Origin of the sequence: Novosphingobium sp. KACC 22771 (assembly GCF_028736195.1) — a bacterium.
Taxonomy (GTDB): domain Bacteria; phylum Pseudomonadota; class Alphaproteobacteria; order Sphingomonadales; family Sphingomonadaceae; genus Novosphingobium.
The window spans coordinates 2,778,116-2,798,790 of sequence record NZ_CP117881.1 but is presented as its reverse complement, the minus strand read 5'-3'; the positions used below and the strand labels follow the sequence as shown (position 1 = coordinate 2,798,790).

Sequence of the window (20,675 nt, the reverse complement as noted above, 5' to 3'; positions counted from 1 at the left end):
TGAACAGGGGGAATGCGCCGGGGTCAACCCCTTGCGCGATACGCTATTTGGCTGGGCCGAAGGGCAGTAGCCTCTCAAGATCGGCCAGAGGCGGCGCATCGGGCCAGGACGCGCCGCGGCGCAATAGAAAGGCGTGGCGCACGATTTCGGCCTGCTGCTCGATATTGTAATCGCCCAAGGCCGCGCCGGGGCGCAGCGCATAGTCATAGCGGCAAAAGGGCATCCGGCGCAGCAGCAGGTTTACCCCTGCCTGATGCTGCCAGACATGAGCCATTTCGTGAAGGAACAGGCCCTGCGCCGCCAGCGAACCTTGCGCAAAGCATGGGTGCCACAGGGCGCTTTCGGGGTGAAAGTGCAGGTTGCCGCGCGGGGCCATCACCACATTGCGCGGTTGAAACCACCACCATTTGCGCCGGATCACCCGCACCGGCGCCGGATCTATCGCCGCGCCAAACATCTCGACCACCAGCGCCCTTTCGGCTGGCGTCAAGGGGCGTGAGGCGGAGCGGAGATCGGTCATGGCGCGATCTATGGCCTGTATCGCGCCGACGCGCAATTGAAGCCCAGCGGCGCAATTGACGCATTGCCTGACGGATGGGCTGCGCTAAATTCGTCGGGCAAACAGGGGACATGCGGATGAAATGGCGTTTGATCGCGTGGATGGCGGTAATGATTCCTGCGACCGCTCAGGCCGCAGTTAAGCAGGAGGCCAAGGTTGAGGAAATCCCGCTTTGGGAACTCTCGGCCCAGTTGCAGCGCGGCGCGATCAGCAGCGAGGCGGTGACCGCCGCCTATCTGGAGCGCATTGCCGCCATGGACCGCAAGGGACCGCAATTGCGCGCCATCATCGCCATCAACCCTGATGCGATGGCGCAGGCCCGCGCATCGGACGCGCGGCGGCGGGCGGGCGCGGCGCTGGGGCCGCTTGATGGCGTGCCGATCCTGATCAAGGACAATATCGAGACGCAGGACCCCATCGCCACCACGGCGGGCAGCCTTGCGCTGCGCGACAATGTGGGTGGGCGCGATGCGCCGGTGGTGGCGCGGCTGCGCGCGGGCGGGGCGGTGATATTGGCCAAAACCAATCTGTCGGAATGGGCCAATATCCGCTCGACCCATTCCATCTCCGGCTGGAGCGCGGTTGGGGGGCAGGTGCGCAACCCCTACGCGCTGGACCGCAGCCCTTGCGGATCGTCGAGCGGCACCGGGGCGGGCGTGGCGGCCAGTTTCGGCGCGGGCGGATTGGGGACGGAGACGGATGGCTCGGTGGTCTGCCCCTCCTCGGTCAATGGTCTGGTGGGGCTTAAACCGACGGTTGGGCTGCTCAGTCGCTACCATATTGTGCCGATCAGCCACAGTCAGGACACGCCCGGCCCAATGGCGCGCAGCGTGCGCGATGTGGCCATCATGCTCTCGATCATGGCGGGCAGCGATCCGGCCGATCCGGCCACGGCCGAGGCCGACGCGCACAAGCAGGATTATGCCGCCACGCTGGATCAGGCCAGCCTGAAGGGCGTGCGCGTGGCCTACTATCGTCCGACGATGAGCGCGGCTCTGGGCACGCGATTTACCGCCGCGCTTGATGTGCTCAAGGCGCAGGGGGCCGAATTGATCGAGGTGACGCGGCCCAACCTCGACGGCCTTGGCGCGGCCGAGCAGGAGGTGTTGCGGACCGAGTTGAAGGCCGATCTCAACACCTATCTGGCCAGCGCCACGGCGGCGGTCAAATTGCGCACTCTGGCTGATATCATCGCCTTTAACCGCGCCAATGCCGAGGCCGAAATGCCCCTTTTCGCGCAGGAAAGTTTTGAGGAGGCCGAGGGGACACGCGGCATTGCCGACCCGGAATATCTGGGCGCGCGGGCCAAATCGCTGCGTCTGGCGGCCAGGGAAGGGCTGGAGGTGATGCTGGCCAAGGCCGATATTCTGGTGCAGCCGACCACGGGTCCTGCATGGCTGATCGATCCCATCTATACCGATCAGGGGCGCGGGCCATCGGCCAGCGGCCTGCCCGCCGTATCGGGCTATCCGCATCTCACCGTGCCGATGGGGCTGGTGGGCGGGCTGCCGGTGGGGCTGTCCTTTATCGCGCGGCCCTATGAGGAGGGCAAATTGCTGGGTGCGGGCTATGTCTATGAACAGGCGGCAAAGGCACGCAGCGCGCCGACCTATCGCCCCAGCGTTGACGCAGGCGACGCCTTCAAAGGGGCGGTGGAGAAGTAAACGCTTGGAATCCGCGGCATGATGGCGCATCGCGGCGCCATGACTGAACGGGTTCCCTTTGCCGGAATGCGCCGGGGCAGCGCCGACTATCGCCGTGCCAGCCTCGCGCTGTTTCTGGCGGGCAATGCGACGTTTTCCCTGCTCTATTGCGTCCAGCCCTTGCTGCCTGAATTTGCAAGGGAATTTGGTTTGCCCCCGGCGGGGGCTTCGCTGGCGCTGTCCTTGACCTCCGGCGCGCTGGCGGTGGCGGTGTTTCTGGCGGGCGCGATCGGTCAGGCGATGCCGCGCCGCTCGCTGATGCTGGGCTCCATGATCGCGGCCAGCCTGCTCAATCTGGTGGCGGGTGTGGTCACGCATTGGCCTTGGCTGGTGGCGGCGCGTTTGCTCGAAGGGGTGGCGCTGGGGGGCGTTCCGGCCGTCGCCATGGCCTATATTGCCGAAGAAATGCACCCCGCCGATCTGGTCAAGGCCATGGGGCTTTATGTCGCGGGCACGGCCTTTGGCGGGATGATGGGCCGATTTGCCACCGGATGGTTCACCGAATTTGGCTCATGGCGCATCGGGCTGGAGGCCATGGGCGGGCTGGGGCTGGCGGCGGCGCTGGGCTTTGGCCTGCTGTTGCCGCCATCGCGCCGGTTTGAGCCCCGGCGCGGGCTGGGCTGGGCGCATCACCGGGCGGTGTGGTGGCGGCTGTTGTGCGACACGGGCTTGCTGCGCCTGTTCTTCATCGCCTTTGCCTTGATGAGCGTGTTCGTCACCCTGTTCAACTATGTCGGCTTTCGCCTTGTACGCCCGCCTTTTTCCTTGGGCCATGGCGCGATGAGCGCGATCTTTCTGACCTATATTTCCGGCATCTTCTCCTCCTCTATCACCGGCCATATGACCGAGGCATGGGGGCGGCGGCCGGTGCTGGCTCTGGGGTTGGCGGCGATGCTGGGCGGGGCTCTGCTGACGCTGTCGGGGGCCTTGCCGCTGATCGTGCTGGGCATTCTGCTGCTTACGCTGGGCTTTTTCTCGGCCCATGCGGCGGCCAGCGGATGGGTGGGCCAATGGGCAGGGCCTGACAAGGGCCATGCCGCCTCGCTCTATCTGCTGTTCTATTACCTCGGCGCCGGGATCACCGGCACGGCGGGGGGCTGGTTCTATCAGCACTGGCAATGGCCCGGCGTGGTGGCGCTGACGGGCGGGATCTGCGCGGCGGGGCTGGGGCTGGCGCTGTCGCTGCGCCCGCGTTAAAGCCCGGCCTCGGTTAAAGCCCGGCTTCGACCGCCACGCGGATCGCCTCGGCGCTGGATCGCACGCCCAGCGTCTTGAACATGGCCGAGCGGTGCATCTTGATCGTGCGTTCCGAGAGGCCCAATTCCCACGCCACCTGCTTGTTCAGCTTGCCGCGCGCCATTTCGACGAGGATCTGGCGCTGGCGCGGGGGCAGGGTGTTGACGCGGGCCAACGCCTCTTCGCGGGCCAGATCGCTGCTGTGCGCACCGGTTTCGGCCACCTCGACCTGAGAGCCGAGGAAATATTCGACATGGCCCTCGGCATCAAAGACCGGCGCGATCATCACGGCATTGCGGAACGGGGTGCCGTCTTTTTTGTAATTGCGGATCTCGACCAGCGCGGGCTGGCGATTATGGATCGCGCGGCGCAGCGTTTCGGTCAATTCATCCTCGGTATCCGGCCCGCGCAGAAAACGGCAGTTGCGCCCGATGATTTCCTCACGCGTAAAGCCGGTCAGGTCGATAAAGGCCTGATTGCAGGCGATAATCGGATTATCGGGCAGCCGGGGATCGCTCACGACGGCGGCGATGGGGCTGTGCTGGATCATCTCGTCGGGCAACATGTGTGGGGTTCTAGGGCAGAAAACGGTTTATTCCAAGCGACAGATCGTTGCTGGCACAAGACGGCCTGATCCCCTATGGGCGGCGCGATGAAGGCGACACCGGAAATTCATGATGCCATCGTGCTGGGCGCAGGCGCGGCAGGGTTGTTTTGCGCGGCGCAAGCGGGGCAACGCGGGGCGCGGTTGATCGTGGTCGATCATGCGCCCGAGCCGGGCCGCAAGATCCTCATTTCGGGCGGTGGGCGCTGCAATTTCACCAATATTCACGCCAATCACGAACGCTATCTCTCGGCCAACAAGCATTTCGCCCGCTCGGCCCTGTCGCGCTATACGCCCGCCGATTTCCTCGAACTGGTGGAGCGTTATGGCATTGCCTGGCATGAAAAGACGCTGGGCCAATTGTTTTGCGATGGTTCGGCGCGCGAGATTCTGGCGATGCTGGTCGAGGAATGCCGGGTCGGGGGCGTTGAAATCGCCTGCGGGTTGAGCCTTGGCGAAATCAGCCATACCGACGGCCTGTTCCACGTTCGCGCGGGGAACCGGTTGCTGTCGGCGCGCCAACTGGTGATCGCCACGGGCGGGCCGTCGATCCCCAAGATGGGGGCCAGCGGCATTGCCTATGACCTTGCGCGCCAATTCGGGCTGAAAGTGGTCCAGCCGCGCCCCGCGCTGGTGCCTTTGACACTACCGGGGGATGAAGCGCTGTTTCGCGAATTGTCGGGCGTGGCCACCCCGGTCGAGGCGCGCGTCGCCGATGGGCCCTGGGGCAAGGCGGCGTTCCGCGAGGCGGCGCTGTTCACCCATCGCGGCCTGTCAGGCCCGGCGATCCTGCAGATCTCCTCCTATTGGCAGCGCGGCACGCCACTCGGCATCAATTTCCTGCCCGATCTGGCGCCCGGCTGGATGGTCGATGCCAAAAAGGCCAATCCCAAGGCGGGCCTGCGCCGCGTGCTGGGCGCGCATTTGCCCGACCGTCTGGCGGTGGCGCTGGCGCAAAAGCTGGGGCTGGAAGGCGAGATGGGCCATCATGGCGACAAGGCCCTGCGCGCCGCCGAGGCGCAACTCGCCGATTGGCCCTTCAACCCCGATGGCAGCGAGGGCTATGCCAAGGCCGAAGTGACCGCAGGCGGCATTGCCACCACCGGCCTTTCGCAAAAGACGATGGAGGCCAAGGACGTGCCGGGCCTTTACGCGATCGGCGAGGCGGTGGATGTCACGGGCTGGCTGGGCGGCTATAATTTCCAATGGGCCTGGGCCAGCGGCCATGCCGCCGGTGTGGCCATCGCCCAGAGCAGCGTTGCGCCAACGGGTTGACCCGTATCAAGGCAGGCGAGCAAACGGGGGACTAGGCAAGCGTCAGCCTTTCAAGGAGATTCTCCATGACGACGCTTTCCCCCACCGTTCCCGCCACCATTCCCGCGACTATGCGCGCGGCGGTCGTCCGCGAATTCGGCGCAGCCCTCACCATCGAGCAATGGCCCGTGCCCACCCCCGCGCAGGGCGAGGTGCTGGTCAAACTGGTGGCCACGGGCGTATGCCACACCGATCTGCATGCCGCCCATGGCGACTGGCCGGTCAAACCCACGCTGCCCTTCATTCCCGGCCATGAGGGCGTTGGCCATGTCGTTGCGCTTGGTGAAGGGGTGGAGGATCTTTCGATTGGCGATGCGGTGGGCGTGCCATGGCTGCATGACGCCTGCGGCCAATGCGAATTTTGCCAGACGGGCTGGGAAACCCTGTGCGAAAAGCAGCATAACACCGGCTATTCGGTCAATGGCACCTATGCCGAATATGTGACGGCGCCTGCCGCCTTTGTCGGGCGTTTGCCGGCTGACGCTGATCTGGTGCCTTTGGCCCCGATCCTTTGCGCGGGGGTGACGACCTATAAGGGCCTGAAGGAAACCGAGGCGCGACCGGGCGAATGGGTGGCGATTTCGGGCGTGGGGGGCCTTGGCCATGTCGCTGTGCAATATGCCAAGGCGATGGGGCTGAAGGTCGTGGGCGTCGATGTGGGGCAGGACAAGCTCGACCTCGCGCTCGAACTGGGCGCGGATCTGGCGGTCAATGCGCTGGACGCCGATGCCGCCGCCCGCGTGGTCGAGGCCACGGGCGGGGGCGTCCATGGCGTGCTGGTCACGGCGGTTTCGGTTCCCGCCTTTGAACAGGCGCTGGCCATGGTGCGGCGGCGGGGGACGGTGGCGCTGGTGGGCCTGCCGCCGGGCGCGTTTCCCACGCCGATCTTTGACGTGGTGTTGAAGCGCATCACCGTGCGCGGCTCGATCGTGGGCACACGGCGCGATCTGGCCGAGGCCATCGCCTTTGCCGCCGAGGGCAAGGTGAAAAGCACGATCCACACCGCCGCGCTCGACGATATCAACGCCGTGTTCGACAACATGATCGCCGAGAAGATCGAGGGGCGCATCGTCCTGACGCTGTGATTCCGACCTAGGGGCAATTGCCGAGCGGCGCTCTAGCCGGGCATTAGGCATACCTGTTCATACAGCAAGGCGGCGGGAACGGGACTCTCGCCGCCAAGCGGCAGGGAATGGGATGCGTCTTTTCTTCTATCTTCCGGTCATCACGCCATGGTGGTTCGAGGCCATCGTTGCGCCGATGCTGATCCGGCTGAATGCCGATCCGTGGGTCAAGGAAATCCATGTGATGGCCGCGCCGCTCTGGGGCCATACCGGGGTGGAAGGAGCCCAGCTTGAGCCTTTGATCGCGCAGGAAAAGCTGCGCTGGCATATTGTCGATCAGGGCGATCCGGGCCTGTTTCGCAACCATGGTGCGGCGGTGCCGGGATTGATCGAGACGGTGGCAAGCATCCGGCCTGATCTGACCCTTGCGCGCAGCAGCGATTTTGTCACGCCCGCCTTGTTTCCCGGCCCGGTGCTTTATCTGATGGAGGCAGAGGCATCGCCCTTTGCCACCGATCCCTTGTGGGTGGTGCTGGAAAAGACGCCGCTTTCCTATGGCGCCATGCCCGATGACTGGGCTTTGCCCGATGATCTGGCCGCGCGGATGGATGCTTTGTGGGCCGGGGCGGCGGGGCGTTTCGGGCCTTTCTCGGTGCCCCTCTCGCGGCCCTCGCTGGCGGTGCCCTTGCCTTGCGAGCATGAGGAGAACCTTTTCTTGCGCCATGCCGCGCATGGGGACAGCGTCGCGCTGCTGCAATCGCTGCTGGCGGGCCTGCCGGAGGAATGGCGGATCGAGGTGTGCGATCATCCGCTCAACCGCCTGCATGGGGATCGTAGCGCGCTGGAGGCTTGCGTGGCCGCCGCGCCCGACCGGATCAGCATGGCCGAACATGGGACCGAGGCGATGGTGGCGGGAGCATCGGCGGTGCTGACCGATCTGTCGCGAAGCTGGACGCTGGCCGCCTTTGCCGGAAAGCCGATGCTGCATTGGGGCCAAAGGGCGTTGGCGCCATGGATGAAGGCAGGCAGCGACCCCGCCGAATTGACCGGGCCCGACCGGGATGCCGCACGGCGCTGGTTCGCCTGGCATCTGACCGCGCGCCTGTTGCGGCCCGGTGCGGTCGATCTGAACCTGCTGCTGCGTCAGGCAAGGGAGCAGCCGACATGGGAGGATATGAACGCCAATCTTGATGCGCTGGAGGCCATGGCGCCCTGATCGGGCGCGGTAATCCTCCTATGCAATGCTCTTGCGCAATCCCTCTTGCAATGTAAGTATGACATACAAAGGCGACTCTTATGTGAGATCGCCCGATCGCAAGAGAGGATGCGTTTTATGCAGGATTTCAACGGGCAACTGGCCTTTATCACCGGTGGCGCCTCGGGCGCGGGGCTGGGGCAGGCGCTGGTGTTTGGCCGGGCCGGGGCCAAGGTCGTCATCGCCGATCTGCGCGCCGATGCGATTGAGGCGGCGCTGGGCCAATTGCGCGCCGAAGGCATCACCGCCCATGGCATCGTGCTGGATATCACCGACCGCGAGGCCTATGCCCGCGCCGCCGACGAGGTCGAACAGGTCTTTGGCGCGGCCCCGACCATGCTGTTCAACACGGCGGGGGTGAACAGTTTCGGCCCGGTGGAAAAAACCACCTATGCCGATTTCGACTGGCTGATCGGGGTGAACCTTGGCGGGGTCATCAATGGTATGGTGACGTTCGTTCCGCGCATGATCGCCAGCGGCAAACCGGGTCATATCGTCACCACCTCCTCGCTGGGCGGCCTTTCGGGCAGCGCGCTGGCTGCGCCCTATTCGGCGGCCAAGGCGGCGGTGATCAACCTGATGGAAGGCTATGCGCAGGGGCTGGCCAAGCACAATATCGGCGTGTCGGTGATCTGCCCGGCCAATATCAAGAGCAACATTGCCGAGGCCAGCAAGCTGCGCCCGGCGGGGCTCGGCCCCTCGGGATACCGCGAGGATGAGGCGACAATCCAGTCGCTCCATTCGATCCACCGCCATGGGATGGAGCCGGTCGAGCTGGCCGAATGGACCAAGAAGGGCATCGAGAAGGGCGACCTCTATATCATCCCCTATCCCGAGGCGAAGGAGCAGATCCGCGCCCATTTCGACCGGATCGTCGATGCCGTTCTGCCGCTGGAGGCCGATCCCGAGGGGGCCAAGGCACGCACCGAGGCCTTGATGGATTGGGCCAAAAACGGTGCCAAGGTTTTCGCCAAAACCGAGGGGTAAGGGGGCAGATCAGGTGGCGCGAGGCCCACAAAGCCTCCCGCCACCTGCGTTGAGACCGCCGCGCCTAATTGCCGCGCAGGCACTCCGAACCGACGATCAAGGCCTCCAGACTGTCCATCACCGCCGGTTCGATCGGGGTCAGCTTGCCCATCGCCTCGCCATAGGTGTTGTCGAAACCGGCCCAGCCGATCACCAGCGCCTGAATGGCGGAATGCAATTGCACCGCCTCGGCCGCGCTCAGCCCCAGCGGTTGCAGACGCTGGGCCAGATACTCGCGGAAATTGCGGAAATCCTCCTCGACATAGCCCAGCGAAAAGGTCAGCCGGGCCGCATCGCGGGCGCTGTGATACATGGCCCAGAGCGCGCGGCCATAGGCCCGCGCCCAATCCTGCCACGTCTCGCATACGGGCATATCGGCCATGGCCACAGCATAGAGGCGCTGGCTCATCCGGCGCAGCAGATCCTCCTTGTTCGGAATATGCCAATAGATCGACATCGCCTGAACCCCCAGCCGCCCGGCAAGGCGGCGCAGCGAGACGGCGTCAAGCCCCTGCTCCTGCATCAGCGCAATGGCCTCGCCCACGATCCGCTCGGCGCTGAGCGGCGCGTTGGGCGTTTCGGCGCCGGGTTTGGGGGATGATGTCGCGCTGCACATCATAGGATGAGTAGGCGCGGCCCATCGGATTGGCAACTGGACAAGAGGATAGCGCAAAGGCCCCGTGGGGCTTCACAAAATTGCCATATATTTCATGCCTCTGTCATGGAACTGTCGCGTTGCGGTCACGGCATTCCCCTAGCGGGCTTCGCGTATGCAGCAGGCTTGCTGCACAAGCTTGGGGATAATCCATGGGTCGAATCACTTTCCACGCCAACCTGATGCGCAGCAGCCTTTCGCTGGCCGCTGTCTCGCTGGCGCTTGCCTCCGCTCCCGCTTTTGCCGCCGCGCCTGCTCTGGCTGCCGCCGTGCCCGCCGCCGATGCCGAAGCGCCCGCCGCTGATCCGGGCGAAACCATCGTCGTCAATGCCAAGACCACGCGTTCGGCAACGGCCATTCCGGCGGTGGAAATGCAAAAGATCCTGCCCGGCATCTCGCCCTTGAAGGCGATCCAGAGCCTGCCCGGCGTGCTCTATGTGACCGCCGACCCGTGGGGCAACAACGAACAGAACGCGCAGATGTTCGTCCACGGCTTCTCGGCCCAGCAGTTGGGCTATACGATGGACGGCGTGCCGCTGGGCGATCAGTCCTATGGCAATTACAACGGCCTTTCGCCCAGCCGCGCGCTGATTTCGGAAAATACCGGGCGTACCGTGGTGGCCACCGGCGCGGGTGAATTGGGCGTGGCCTCGATCAGCAACCTTGGCGGCGCGGTCGAAATCACCAGCCGCGATCCGTCGAACGAACGCGGGCTGGAAATGAACCACACCGCGGGTTCCTATGGCACGGCCCGCACTTTTGTCCGGGTGGATTCGGGCGAATTCGGCAATGGCAACAAGCTCTTCCTTTCGGGCAGCCGTCAACGTGCCCGCGCATGGGATTTCGCCGGGGTTCAGGGCGGCTATCAGGCCAATGGCAAATTCATCCATGAAGACAGCCACGGCAAGCTGACCGCCTATTTCGCCTATTCGGACAAGATCGAGCCGAATGAGGACGCCACCACCATCTACACCAACCCCGCCAATGCGGTGCAGGCCTATCAGCCCTATACCCGCCCCTTCACCTATCCCAGCCTGAGCGCGGCGCTCAATTATCTGGACGCCAGCGGCAATGTGCCTGCGGTGGCGGCGAACAATTACCGCAACTATTATTCGGACGCCCAGCGCACCGACTATCTGGGCTATATCAAATATGATGTGAACCTGTCGAAGGCCGTCAAGTGGTCCAACCAGTTCTATATCCACCACAATGACGGTGTGGGCGTGGTGGCCGGCCCCATCACGGTGGCGGGCCTGCCTTCGCTCTTCGCCAAATATTTCCCCGGTCAGGATCTGAAGACCGTGTTCGGCGGCTCGGGCTATGCGATCCGCACCACCGAATATATGATCCACCGCGAAGGCATCATCAGCAACCTGAACATCGACGCGGGCGATCATCGCATCGAGGCGGGCGTGTGGTTCCACCACAATGAATCCTCGGCCTATCGCCGCTGGTATCCGATGAATGTGAACACGCCGGATTCGTACAGCCCCTATATCCGTCCCTCGGGCTATCTGATCACGCAATATGCGGTGGAAATGCGCACCGACAACCTGCAACTCCACATTCAGGACGCATGGCGCGTCAACGACCGTTTGAACGTGGAAGCGGGCATCAAGACCAGCGCGCAATTCGCCAATGGCATCTTTACGGTGCAGGAAATCAACAATCCGCGTCCCAGCGGCCGCATCAATTCGACCAACTGGTTCCTGCCCTCGCTGGGCGCGAATTACGATCTGAACGGGTCGGAAAAGGTCTATTTCAACATCCAGAAGAACCTGCGCCAGTTCCAGGCTTACGGCGCGGGCGGTTCGGCCGATCCGTGGAGCACGGGCAGCCAGGCAGCCTTTGACTACATCAAGTCGAACGTCCGCCCCGAAACCGCATGGGTCTATGAAGTGGGTCTGCGCAGCCACCGCAACTTCACCGGCCTGCTCAGCAGCATCGACGCGCAGATCAACTATTACCACGTCGATTTCAGCAACCGCCTGCTGGCTCTGTCCACCTCTGGCGCGATCAACACGATCAACCCCTCGACCACCGCGCTCTTCAACGTGGGCAGCGTGACGACCAATGGCGTGGACGCGGCGATCACGCTGGGCTTTGGCCAGCATGTGAAGCTGTATAACGCCTTGAGCTATAACAGCTCGAAATATTCCAGCGACTATTCGACCGTGACGGGCGCGGCCACCGGCACGCAGATCGGCGGCTTTGCCACGGTTGCGGGCGTGGTCCCGACGGGCGGCAAGCAGATCCCCGGCTCGCCCAACTGGATGAACAAGACCATGCTGACGGCCAATTATGCCGGGGCCGAGGTTCAGTTGATCGGCGACTATATCGGCCGCCGTTATGCCACCTATACCAATGACGCCTCCATCCCCAGCCTGTTCCTGGCCTCGGCGCGCATTGCTTATCAGTTGCCCGCCGGGCTGGTGCATGCCAAAAAGGCCGAGTTGAGCCTGAACGTGACCAACCTGTTCGACAAGAAGGGCTGGCTGCAGGTGTCGAGCTTCAACAATGCTGGCAGCTATGCCGCCTATCCGGTGGCCCCGCGCCAGTTCTTCGTCACTCTGGCCGTGGGTCTCTGATCGATGCGTAATCCGCTCTCTCGTCGCAAGGTTTTGTCGCGTGGTCTGATTGTCGCGGGCGCGGCGGCGGGGGGGCGGAGCATGGCTTTTGCCGCGCCTGTCGGGGGCAGCGTTTCGGCGCGGGTCCGCCCGGCGCGGCCGCTGTTGCTGGCGCATCGCGGATCATCGGCGCTGCGGCCCGAACATACGCTGGGCGCCTATGCCCGCGCGATTGCCGATGGGGCCGATTTTATCGAGCCCGATCTGTGCTGCACCAAGGATGGCGTGCTGGTGGCGCGCCATGAAAACAACATCGCCGAGACGACCGATGTGGCCGCGCACCCTGAATTTGCGGCGCGGCGGGTGGAAAAATTGGTCGATGGCGAAAAGCTGACCGGCTGGTTCACCGAGGATTTCACGCTGGCCGAACTGAAAACTCTGCGGGCCAAGGAGCGCCTCGGCGCGGTTCGGCCCGAGAGCCAGTCCTATGATGGCCAGTTTCAGATCGTCACGCTGGAGGAAATCGCCGATTTCGTCGCGGCCGAGGCGGCGGCGCGGGGCCGGGTGATCGGCCTGATCCCCGAGGTCAAGCATTCGACCTATTTTGCGCGGATCGGTTTGCCGATCGAACCGCGCCTGATCGATCGGCTCAACGCCAGCGCCTATTTGAAAAAGGCGCCGGTGGTGATCCAGAGTTTTGAAGTGGCCAATCTGAAGGCACTGCGCCGCGAACTTGGCGGGCGGGCGAATATTCAACTGATGCAACTGGTGGGCGACCCGCGCCAAAGCCCCGCCGATTTCGAGGCGGCGGGCGACAAAAGGCGATGGGCTGATCTGTTGACCCCGCAGGGTCTTGCCGAAATCGCCACCTATGCCGACTGGCTGGCACCGGCAACGCGGATGCTGATCCCGCTGGAGGCCGACGGCCGGTTGGGCAAGCCGACCGGGCTGGTCGAGGCGGCGCGGCGCGCAGGGTTGTTGGTGGGGACATGGACGTTCCGCCCGGAAAACCGCTTTCTGGCCGCCGATTTCCGCAATGGCGAGGGTGAAAACGCGCGCAATGCGGCGGGCAGCGTGGCCGAAATCCGGCGCTATCTGGCGTTGGGGCTGGACGGTTTCTTTACCGATGACCCGGCCTTGGGTTTTGAAGCCCGCGGCCAATAGGTCGATTGCCAAAACAGGGAACTATCGCTTCCGGTTAGCATTAGGCCAATAATATGGTTCGTTTGTGAAATCCATTTTGGAACTTTGCTGCAATGCAAGATGTTGTATAGTGGATTCAACATAGGCACGCTTTGCCTTGAACACGATCATCCTGCTCAGGAAGGCCATCATGACCAGTACCGCCGCGCTTGCTCCGCTTACCGTCGATATGCTGATGCAGCAGTCGGGCGTGCAATTTGGCACCAGCGGGGCGCGGGGCGAAGTCGTCGCAATGACCGACCGCGTCTGCTATGGTTATACACAGGGCTTTCTGTCCTATCTGCGCGAGATTGGCGAATATGCGGGCGGGCGCGTAGCGCTGGCGGGCGATCTGCGGCCCAGCACGCCGCGCATTCTGGCCGCCTGTGCGCAGGCGATTTGGGATATGGGCGGCGAGCCGGTGTTCTGTGGCTATGTGCCCACGCCTGCGCTGGCGCTCTATGCCTTTGGTCAGGCGATCCCCTGCTTGATGGTGACGGGCAGCCATATTCCCGATGACCGCAACGGCATCAAATTCTATCGCCCCGCCGGCGAGGTGTTGAAGTCGGACGAGGCAGGGATGAAGCGTCAGGCCGTCATATTGGACGATGAGGCGTTTGATGCGGCGGGCATGCTGGTGTCGCCTGCGCCTTTGCCGGGTGTGACGGATGTGGCGACTGCCTATGTCGCGCGCTATGTCGAGGCCTTTGGCGCGGACGCTCTGGCGGGGCGCAAGATCGGCGTGTATCAACATTCGGCGGTGGGGCGCGACATTGTGCTCGCCATCGTCAATGCACTGGGCGCAGAGGACGTGCCGATTGGCCGCGCCACCAAATTCATCCCCGTCGATACCGAGGCGATCCGCCCCGAGGATGTGGTGCTGGCCCGCGAATGGGCGGCGGAATATGGCTTCGATGCGATCATTTCGACAGATGGCGACAGTGACCGGCCGTTGCTGGCGGATCACACCGGCGAATGGCTTCGCGGCGATGTGCTGGGCGTGCTTTGCGCGCGGGCATTGGGCGCGGGCACGGTGGTGACGCCGGTGTCGAGCAACACGGTGCTGGAGCTGTCGGGCGCCTTCAAGCATTGCGCGCGCACGCGGATCGGCTCGCCCTTTGTGATTGACGCGATGAATGCCGCTTTGGCCGCCGGTCAGGACAAGGTTTGCGGCTATGAGGCCAATGGCGGCTTCCTGCTGGCCAGTGCTTTCGACCTTGGTGGACGGAGTATTTCCGCGCTGCCGACGCGCGATGCCGTGCTGCCTGTCGTGGCGGTGATCGCTGCGGCAAAGGGGCGGCGGGTGGCCGACCTGCTGGGCGAATTGCCGCCGCGCGTGACCTACTCCGACCGCATTCAGAACTTCGCCACAGAGCGCAGTGAGGCTATCTTTGCGGCTCTGCTCGAAGGCAATGCGCAGGAACAGATTGCGCGGCTGACCAGCTATTTCGGCGGGATCGCCGGAGCGATCACGGGCGTCGATCTGACGGATGGCATCCGCATGTCTTGCGCTGATGGTTCGATACTGCACCTGCGCCGGTCGGGTAATGCGCCGGAATTGCGCTGCTACAGCGAGGCGGATGATGCGGAAAAGGCGGCGTTGATCAATGCGGCCGCGTTGAAAGTGGTGTTGGAGGAATTGGCCTGATTTAGGAGGTTTATGCCTCCGGCGGGCAAAGGGCGGGGGCCCTTTGCAATCCCGATACTGTTTGCGTTGTGCCAGGGGGTCGGCCTTGGTGGAATGGCGCAACGTTTCAATTTTAAAGCCTGCGGCGCTTTTAGCGCAAGTTTACCGCGCCGCAGGCTTTCAAAAATCACCACATAATCTGGCCAACCTCGCGCACCCCAATAATGGGATTGCAACGGGTCGAGACCCTTTGCCCGCCGGAGGCATATTCTAAACCTAAAACCCCCCTCACTTCACCTGCTGCTTCTCCAGCTTCCGGGCCAAAGTGCGCCGATGCATCCCCAGCCTGCGGGCGGCTTCGGAGATGTTGAAATTGCATTCGGCCAGCGTGGTGTGGATATATTCCCACTCGACCGTTTTGATGCTGGTCTTGCGGCCTTCGACGGGCACGGCGGCATTGCCTTCGCGCTTGGAAAAGGCCTCCTCGATATCGTCGGTGTTGGCCGGTTTGGCGAGGTAATGCGAGGCCCCCAGCTTGATGGCCTCGACGGCGGTGGCGATGCTGGCAAATCCGGTCAGGACGACGATGGTGGTTTCGGGGTCCTTTTCGTGCAGCATCTGCACGCAGGTCAGCCCGGAGGCCGTGCCCAGTTTCAGGTCCACCACGGCATACTGAAACCGCGTGCTGGTCATCAACAGGCCCAGTTCGTCGGGGTTGGTGGCCAGCAGCACCTCATAGCCGCGCCGTTCGAACGACCGGCGCAGCGTGCGGCCAAAGGCGGGATCGTCTTCCACGATGACGAGATGGGGCAGGGGGTTGTTCATGCCGTACCTTTGCCTGAAAAAGCCAGCGCCGACAACGGAATGGAGAGCACGACCAGCGCCCCGCCATCGTCAACATTGGCCACTTCGATGCGCCCGCCCAATTGGCGCAACACGTTGACCACGAGGAACAGGCCCAGTCCGCCCCCGTCGCGTCCCTTGGTCGAGCGATAGGGGCGGCCGACCTGATCGAGCATATCGGGGGCGAAACCGGGGCCGAAATCGCGCACGGCAATTTGCCAGATGTCGCCCTCTCGCGCCGTGGCGATGGCTATGCCGCCGGGCGAGACTTCCAGCGCGTTGTCCACCACATTGCCGATCACCTGCCGCAGCGCGGGATCGGCGATGATCGGCACATCCTCGCCTAGCCGGTCGTCCAGCGTGATGGGGGCGGGGCTGCGCGCGCGCCAGTCCTCGACGATTTCGCTTAAGAAACCGCGGGCGGTGGTAACGCTGGGGTTTTCGCCGCGCACCTCGCCCGCCGCCATCAGGATGCCCGACAGGATGGTTTTGCAGCGTTTCAATTCCGCCTGCATATCGGCCACATCGGCGGCAAGGTCGGGGTCGCCCGCAATGGTCTTTTCCCGCGCCCAGTCGCCAAGGATCACCGACATCGAGGCCATCGGCGTGCCCAGTTCATGCGCCGCCCCGCTGGCCAGCAGGCCTAACCGCACGATATGATTCTCCTCCGCTGCCTGTTGGCGCAGGGCGGCAAGGGCGGCGCTGCTGGCGCGCTGGTTGCGGTCCATGCGGACGACGAAATAGACCAAAAGGGCCGCGATCAGCACGAAGCAGGCAAGGCTGCCCAACAGATAAAGCCGGAAATGCTCGCCCGCATAGGCGGGGGGCAGATCAAGCGGGCGGTAATCGAAGGTCAGAAACGCCACATCGCAGCAGGCGACCAGCGCGACAATCCAGCTCCATCGCGCAGGCAGCAGGATCGCGCCCAGCATGATCTGGACCAGAAACAGGAAGATGAAGGGGTTGGTCGCGCCGCCGGTGAAATAGAGCTGCCAGCTCAGCGCCTCGACATCGAGCATCAGCGCGCCCAGCAGTTCCAGATAGGAATAGCCCGCGCGTTGCCGCCCATAGGCCCATGTGCCGATGTTCATCAGCGCCAGCAGTGCGGGCACCGCCACCAGTTCGGCCATCGGCAGGCGCACACCCAGCACCCGCCATGCCACCCAGATCGTCACCAATTGCCCCAGCACCGCGATCCAGCGCAGCTGAACCAACAGACCCATGTTGCCATAGGAGGCCGGGGCAATATCGTAATCGGCCCCTGAAGAGGAGGGGGCGGGGTTGGGTTGGGTGGCCATGGCCCGGCTTTATCAGGCCGGGCGCCGCCAGACCAGCCAGATGGCAAACAGGCTGAGCAGGGCCATGGCGAACCATGTCAGCGCATATTGCAGATGGCTGTTGGGGAATTGAATGACCGTCAGGCCGGGGATGGGGTGACCGAGGATTTCGGGGCCTTGGGCGTCGATGAACCATGCGGCCTGACCCTTCACCCCGCGCGTGGCGGAGATGACGGCAATATCGCGCGCATACCAGCGGTCCTGCGCAGGCACATTGGCCTGCAAGAAGCGGCCCTTGGGCTCGGTTTTCCGCAGCAGGCCGGTGATCGCCACCTCGCCCGTGGGCGTCTGCGCGGCTTCGGCCAGGGCGGTGCTGCCCAAAGGCACATAGCCGCGATTGATCCACACCGCGTGCCCATCGCCCATGCGCAGCGGCGCCATCACCCAATAGCCCGCGCCCCGCTCGGTCAGCGCCGAGACCAGCGTTGTCCCCTGCGGTTCAAACCGGCCCAGCGCCCACACGCGGCGATATTCCAGATCGGCCAGATCGCGCGGGCCAGGTGCTATCGGCAACAGCCGCGCCTCGATGGGATTGGCGGTCGAAACCTCGTTCACATGCGCGATCAAGGCGCGTTTCCATGCCAGCCTCTGCACCTGCCATACGCCCAGCGCCGAAAACAGCGCCGCACAAAGCAGCAGGGCGGCCACCGGAAGAATCCGGCGCCGCCCCTTTTGCTGGCCATTAAGGCCGGACTTCATCAGCCCATGCCGTCCATCTTGACCGGCATCATGTTGGCGTTGAGGTGGAACATCACCCACAGCGTGCCCGACAGGATGATCGCCACCAGCAGGATGGTGAACAGAGCGGCCATCAGGTTCCAGCCGCCCTCGATCTTGCCGTTCATGTGCAGGAAGTAGACCATGTGGACCACAACCTGAACCGCGGCAAAGGCGGTGATGACGATGGCGGTCGTCGATTTGTCGGCGATCGCGCCGCTCATCACCAGCCAGAAGGGGATCGCGGTCAGGATCACGGAAAGGACGAAGCCGATCACGTAATCCTTGGTGGTGGCGTGGAACGCCGCTTCATGGCCGTGGCCATGTGCGTGATCGTGCGAATGGTCAGCCATCAGCGCAGCACTCCCATCAGATAGACAAAGGTGAACACGCCGATCCAGACCACGTCAAGGAAGTGCCAGAACAGCGAGAGGCAGGACAGACGGCGCTTGTTGGCCTCGGTCAGGCCATGCTTGCCCACCTGGAACAGCAGCGTGACCAGCCAGATCGAACCGAAGGTCACGTGCAGACCGTGGGTGCCGACCAGCGTGAAGAAGGCCGACAGGAAAGCGCTGCGCTGCGGCCCGGCGCCTTCCTCGATCAGGTGATGGAATTCGTAAAGTTCGATCGAGAGGAAGCCCAGACCAAAGCACAGGGTCAGGATCAGCCAGCCGATCAGGCCCTTCTTGCTGCCGTTCTGCATCGCGATCATGGCAAAGCCATAGGTGATCGACGAGAAGAGCAGCAGCGAAGTGTTGAGCGCCACCAGCGGCAGGTCGAACAGATCCTTGGGCGCCGGACCTCCGGCATAATTGCCGCCCAGCACCGCAAAGGTGGCAAACAGCATGCCGAAGATGAGGCAGTCGCTCATCAGGTAGATCCAGAAGCCCAGCGTGGTGCTGTAGCCGTCTGGGTGGGCGTGTTCGTGCAGATCGTAATACTGCTCGGTAAGGTTGGTGCTCGCCATTACGCGGCTCCCTTTTCCAGCGCGGCCAACTGGGCCGTGCGCGCAGCTTCAACCTCGGCGACATGGTCGGCCTTGATATAGAAGGTGCGGTTGTAGTTGAAGGTGTGGAAGATCGCGGTGCCCACGATACCCACCAGCATCACGATGGCCAGCCACCAGACCTGCCAGATCAGCGCGAAACCGCAGACCGTCGACAGACCCGCCAGCACGATACCGGCCCAGGTGCCCTGAGGCATGTAGATGTCCTGGAAGCCGCTGACCGGGCGGGCAACACCCTTGGCCTTCATGTCGGCCCAGGCGTCGATGTCGTGGATCTTGGGCGTGAAGGCGAAGTTGTATTCCGGCGGAGGCGAGGAGGTCGCCCATTCCAGAGTACGGCCGCCCCACGGGTCGCCGCTTTCGTCCTTGTATTCTTCACGCTTCCAGATCGACACGGCGAACTGGATCAGCATTGCGCCGATACCGGCCGCGATCAGGAAGGCGCCGGCCAGCGCGATCCAGTAATAGACACGCAGCGGATCAAAGCTGGCGTCGAACACGCGCATACGACGCGTCACGCCCATGAAGCCAAGGATATAGAGCGGGGTGAAGGCGATCCAGAAGCCCGGAACCCAGCACCAGAACGACACCTTGCCCCAGAACTGGTTCAGCTTGAAGCCGAAAGCCTTGGGCCACCAGTAGTTGATTGCGGCAAACACGCCCCAGACCACGCCGCCGATGATGACGTTATGGAAGTGGGCGATCAGGAACACCGAGTTGTGCAGCACGAAGTCGGCGGCGGGCACAGCCATCATCACGCCGGTCATGCCGCCGATGGTGAAGGTGAGCATGAAGGCGACGGTCCACATCATCGGCAGTTCAAACCGGATGCGGCCGCGGAACATTGTGAAGAGCCAGTTGAACAGCTTGGCCCCGGTGGGGATCGAGATCACCATGGTGGTGATGCCGAAGAACGAGTTCACGGACGCGCCCGAACCCATGGTGAAGAAGTGGTGGAGCCAGACCGAGTAGGACAGGATGCCGATGACGCAGGTGGCGTAAACCATCGAGGTATAGCCGAACAGGCGCTTCGAACAGAAGGTCGAGACGATTTCCGAGAACACGCCGAAAACCGGCAGCACCAGAATGTAAACCTCGGGGTGGCCCCAGATCCAGATCAGGTTGACATAGAGCATCGGCGAGCCGCCGAAGTCATTGGTGAAGAAGTTGGTGTGGAACACGCGGTCCAGACCCAGCAGGGCCAGAACGACGGTCAGCACGGGGAACACGGCAACGATCAGGATGTTGGTGACCAGCGCGGTCCAGGTGAAGACCGGCATGCGCATCAGGGTCATGCCGGGGGCGCGCAGCTTGATGATCGTGGCGATCAGGTTGACGCCCGAAAGCGTGGTGCCGACACCGGCCACCTGAAGCGACCAGATATAGTAATCCACGCCGACATCGGGACTGTAGGCCAGCCCCGAGAGCGGGGGATAGGCCAGCCAGCCGGTGCGCGCGAATTCGCCCACAAACAGCGAGAGCATGACCAGCACCGCGCCGCCCGCCGTCATCCAGAACGAGAAGTTGTTCAGGAAGGGGAAGGACACGTCGCGCGCGCCGATCTGCAGCGGCACGACATAGTTCATCAGGCCCGTGACGAAAGGCATCGCCACAAAGAAGATCATGATGACGCCGTGGGCGGTGAACACCTGATCGAAGTGATGGCTGTTCAGATAGCCGTCAGAGCCGCCGAAGCCCAGCGCCTGCTGGCTGCGGATCATGATCGCGTCGGCAAAACCGCGCAGGAACATGACCAGACCCAGGATCATGTACATGATCCCGATCTTCTTGTGATCGACGCTGGTGAACCACTCTTTCCAGAGATAGGACCACAGGCGGAAATAGGTGAGCGCAGCCACCAGCGCGATGCCGCCAAGCGAGACGGCCGCAAATGTGGCGAGCACGATCGGCTCGGTCGGGATCGCGTCCGGGCCAAGGCGGCCCAGCAGCGGTGTCCAATGGGAATGGGTCGGGATCATG

The 20,675-nt window shown here is 63.6% G+C and carries 18 protein-coding genes; 9 read left to right on the top strand and 9 right to left on the bottom strand.

The window, feature by feature from the left end:
• Positions 1–43: 43 nt before the first annotated feature.
• Positions 44–520, bottom strand: coding sequence for a vgr related protein (locus PQ467_RS12975; RefSeq protein ID WP_274173801.1), 477 nt, complete (start codon positions 518–520; stop codon positions 44–46).
• 149 nt (positions 521–669) lie between these two features.
• Here PQ467_RS12975 and PQ467_RS12970 point away from each other — a divergent pair, with 149 nt between their 5' ends.
• Together PQ467_RS12970 and PQ467_RS12965 are read left to right on the top strand one after the other, a co-directional pair.
• Positions 670–2,223, top strand: coding sequence for an amidase (locus PQ467_RS12970; RefSeq protein WP_274173800.1), 1,554 nt, complete (start codon positions 670–672; stop codon positions 2,221–2,223).
• A 39-nt stretch (positions 2,224–2,262) separates the two neighbouring features.
• On the top strand, positions 2,263–3,459 hold the full coding sequence (locus PQ467_RS12965) for an MFS transporter (RefSeq protein WP_274173799.1): 1,197 nt from the start codon (positions 2,263–2,265) through the stop codon (positions 3,457–3,459).
• A gap of 13 nt (positions 3,460–3,472) precedes the next feature.
• Here PQ467_RS12965 and PQ467_RS12960 read toward each other — a convergent pair whose 3' ends face one another.
• Positions 3,473–4,063, bottom strand: a complete 591-nt coding sequence (locus PQ467_RS12960) for a response regulator transcription factor (RefSeq protein ID WP_274173798.1) — start codon at positions 4,061–4,063, stop codon at positions 3,473–3,475.
• 87 nt (positions 4,064–4,150) lie between these two features.
• On the opposite strand from PQ467_RS12960, the gene PQ467_RS12955 reads away from it, so the two are divergent.
• From PQ467_RS12955 to PQ467_RS12940, 4 genes are all read left to right on the top strand, one after another.
• On the top strand, positions 4,151–5,377 hold the full coding sequence (locus PQ467_RS12955) for an NAD(P)/FAD-dependent oxidoreductase (RefSeq protein WP_274173797.1): 1,227 nt from the start codon (positions 4,151–4,153) through the stop codon (positions 5,375–5,377).
• A gap of 98 nt (positions 5,378–5,475) precedes the next feature.
• Complete coding sequence (gene adhP, locus PQ467_RS12950; RefSeq protein WP_274176157.1) at positions 5,476–6,501, top strand: alcohol dehydrogenase AdhP; 1,026 nt, start codon at positions 5,476–5,478, stop codon at positions 6,499–6,501.
• A gap of 112 nt (positions 6,502–6,613) precedes the next feature.
• Positions 6,614–7,696, top strand: a complete 1,083-nt coding sequence (locus PQ467_RS12945; protein WP_274173796.1) for a hypothetical protein — start codon at positions 6,614–6,616, stop codon at positions 7,694–7,696.
• A gap of 117 nt (positions 7,697–7,813) precedes the next feature.
• A complete protein-coding gene (locus PQ467_RS12940; protein WP_274173795.1) occupies positions 7,814–8,722 on the top strand; it encodes an SDR family NAD(P)-dependent oxidoreductase in 909 nt (302 codons plus the stop codon).
• Positions 8,723–8,786: 64 nt separating this feature from the next.
• Here PQ467_RS12940 and PQ467_RS12935 read toward each other — a convergent pair whose 3' ends face one another.
• Entirely contained in the window at positions 8,787–9,380 is a 594-nt protein-coding gene (locus tag PQ467_RS12935) for a TetR/AcrR family transcriptional regulator (RefSeq protein ID WP_274173794.1), read from the bottom strand.
• A 188-nt stretch (positions 9,381–9,568) separates the two neighbouring features.
• Between PQ467_RS12935 and PQ467_RS12930 the strand changes: the two genes are divergently transcribed.
• The 3 genes from PQ467_RS12930 to PQ467_RS12920 all read left to right on the top strand — a co-directional run bounded on the left by PQ467_RS12930 (position 9,569) and on the right by PQ467_RS12920 (position 14,813).
• A complete protein-coding gene (locus PQ467_RS12930) occupies positions 9,569–12,004 on the top strand; it encodes a TonB-dependent receptor (protein WP_274173793.1) in 2,436 nt (811 codons plus the stop codon).
• A 3-nt stretch (positions 12,005–12,007) separates the two neighbouring features.
• The gene (locus PQ467_RS12925; protein ID WP_274173792.1) at positions 12,008–13,147 is read left to right on the top strand and encodes a glycerophosphodiester phosphodiesterase; all 1,140 of its coding nucleotides are present in this window, start codon (positions 12,008–12,010) and stop codon (positions 13,145–13,147) included.
• A 169-nt stretch (positions 13,148–13,316) separates the two neighbouring features.
• On the top strand, positions 13,317–14,813 hold the full coding sequence (locus PQ467_RS12920; RefSeq protein WP_274173791.1) for a phosphomannomutase: 1,497 nt from the start codon (positions 13,317–13,319) through the stop codon (positions 14,811–14,813).
• A 267-nt stretch (positions 14,814–15,080) separates the two neighbouring features.
• Here PQ467_RS12920 and PQ467_RS12915 read toward each other — a convergent pair whose 3' ends face one another.
• The 6 genes from PQ467_RS12915 to cyoB are packed head-to-tail and all read right to left on the bottom strand — an operon-like array spanning position 15,081 to position 20,674.
• Positions 15,081–15,617 carry a response regulator transcription factor gene (locus tag PQ467_RS12915; protein ID WP_274173790.1) on the bottom strand — a complete coding sequence of 179 codons (537 nt, stop codon included), beginning with the start codon at positions 15,615–15,617 and terminating at the stop codon, positions 15,081–15,083.
• The gene (locus tag PQ467_RS12910) at positions 15,614–16,933 is read right to left on the bottom strand and encodes an ATP-binding protein (protein ID WP_274173789.1); all 1,320 of its coding nucleotides are present in this window, start codon (positions 16,931–16,933) and stop codon (positions 15,614–15,616) included. Before PQ467_RS12910 ends, PQ467_RS12915 begins: the two co-directional genes overlap by 4 nt.
• 12 nt (positions 16,934–16,945) lie before the next feature.
• Complete coding sequence (locus PQ467_RS12905) at positions 16,946–17,671, bottom strand: SURF1 family protein (RefSeq protein ID WP_274173788.1); 726 nt, start codon at positions 17,669–17,671, stop codon at positions 16,946–16,948.
• Entirely contained in the window at positions 17,671–18,042 is a 372-nt protein-coding gene (gene cyoD / locus PQ467_RS12900) for a cytochrome o ubiquinol oxidase subunit IV (RefSeq protein ID WP_274173787.1), read from the bottom strand. The genes PQ467_RS12905 and cyoD overlap by 1 nt, the downstream gene beginning before the upstream one ends.
• On the bottom strand, positions 18,042–18,656 hold the full coding sequence (gene cyoC / locus PQ467_RS12895; RefSeq protein ID WP_168602511.1) for a cytochrome o ubiquinol oxidase subunit III: 615 nt from the start codon (positions 18,654–18,656) through the stop codon (positions 18,042–18,044). The genes cyoD and cyoC overlap by 1 nt, the downstream gene beginning before the upstream one ends.
• On the bottom strand, positions 18,656–20,674 hold the full coding sequence (cyoB, locus tag PQ467_RS12890; RefSeq protein WP_274173786.1) for a cytochrome o ubiquinol oxidase subunit I: 2,019 nt from the start codon (positions 20,672–20,674) through the stop codon (positions 18,656–18,658). Before cyoB ends, cyoC begins: the two co-directional genes overlap by 1 nt.
• Position 20,675 lies beyond the last annotated feature (1 nt).

Excerpts from the sequence above, each read along its gene's own strand:
- PQ467_RS12975 (WP_274173801.1), bottom strand. The coding sequence starts at position 520 with ATGACCGATCTCCGCTCCGCCTCACGCCCCTTGACGCCAGCCGAAAGG.
- PQ467_RS12970 (WP_274173800.1), top strand. The coding sequence starts at position 670 with ATGATTCCTGCGACCGCTCAGGCCGCAGTTAAGCAGGAGGCCAAGGTT.
- PQ467_RS12965 (WP_274173799.1), top strand. The coding sequence starts at position 2,263 with ATGACTGAACGGGTTCCCTTTGCCGGAATGCGCCGGGGCAGCGCCGAC.
- PQ467_RS12960 (WP_274173798.1), bottom strand. The coding sequence starts at position 4,063 with ATGTTGCCCGACGAGATGATCCAGCACAGCCCCATCGCCGCCGTCGTG.
- PQ467_RS12955 (WP_274173797.1), top strand. The coding sequence starts at position 4,151 with ATGAAGGCGACACCGGAAATTCATGATGCCATCGTGCTGGGCGCAGGC.
- PQ467_RS12945 (WP_274173796.1), top strand. The coding sequence starts at position 6,614 with ATGCGTCTTTTCTTCTATCTTCCGGTCATCACGCCATGGTGGTTCGAG.
- PQ467_RS12940 (WP_274173795.1), top strand. The coding sequence starts at position 7,814 with ATGCAGGATTTCAACGGGCAACTGGCCTTTATCACCGGTGGCGCCTCG.
- PQ467_RS12935 (WP_274173794.1), bottom strand. The coding sequence starts at position 9,380 with ATGATGTGCAGCGCGACATCATCCCCCAAACCCGGCGCCGAAACGCCC.
- PQ467_RS12930 (WP_274173793.1), top strand. The coding sequence starts at position 9,569 with ATGGGTCGAATCACTTTCCACGCCAACCTGATGCGCAGCAGCCTTTCG.
- PQ467_RS12925 (WP_274173792.1), top strand. The coding sequence starts at position 12,008 with ATGCGTAATCCGCTCTCTCGTCGCAAGGTTTTGTCGCGTGGTCTGATT.
- PQ467_RS12920 (WP_274173791.1), top strand. The coding sequence starts at position 13,317 with ATGACCAGTACCGCCGCGCTTGCTCCGCTTACCGTCGATATGCTGATG.
- PQ467_RS12915 (WP_274173790.1), bottom strand. The coding sequence starts at position 15,617 with ATGAACAACCCCCTGCCCCATCTCGTCATCGTGGAAGACGATCCCGCC.
- PQ467_RS12910 (WP_274173789.1), bottom strand. The coding sequence starts at position 16,933 with ATGGCCACCCAACCCAACCCCGCCCCCTCCTCTTCAGGGGCCGATTAC.
- PQ467_RS12905 (WP_274173788.1), bottom strand. The coding sequence starts at position 17,671 with ATGAAGTCCGGCCTTAATGGCCAGCAAAAGGGGCGGCGCCGGATTCTT.
- cyoD (WP_274173787.1), bottom strand. The coding sequence starts at position 18,042 with ATGGCTGACCATTCGCACGATCACGCACATGGCCACGGCCATGAAGCG.
- cyoC (WP_168602511.1), bottom strand. The coding sequence starts at position 18,656 with ATGGCGAGCACCAACCTTACCGAGCAGTATTACGATCTGCACGAACAC.
- cyoB (WP_274173786.1), bottom strand. The coding sequence starts at position 20,674 with ATGATCCCGACCCATTCCCATTGGACACCGCTGCTGGGCCGCCTTGGC.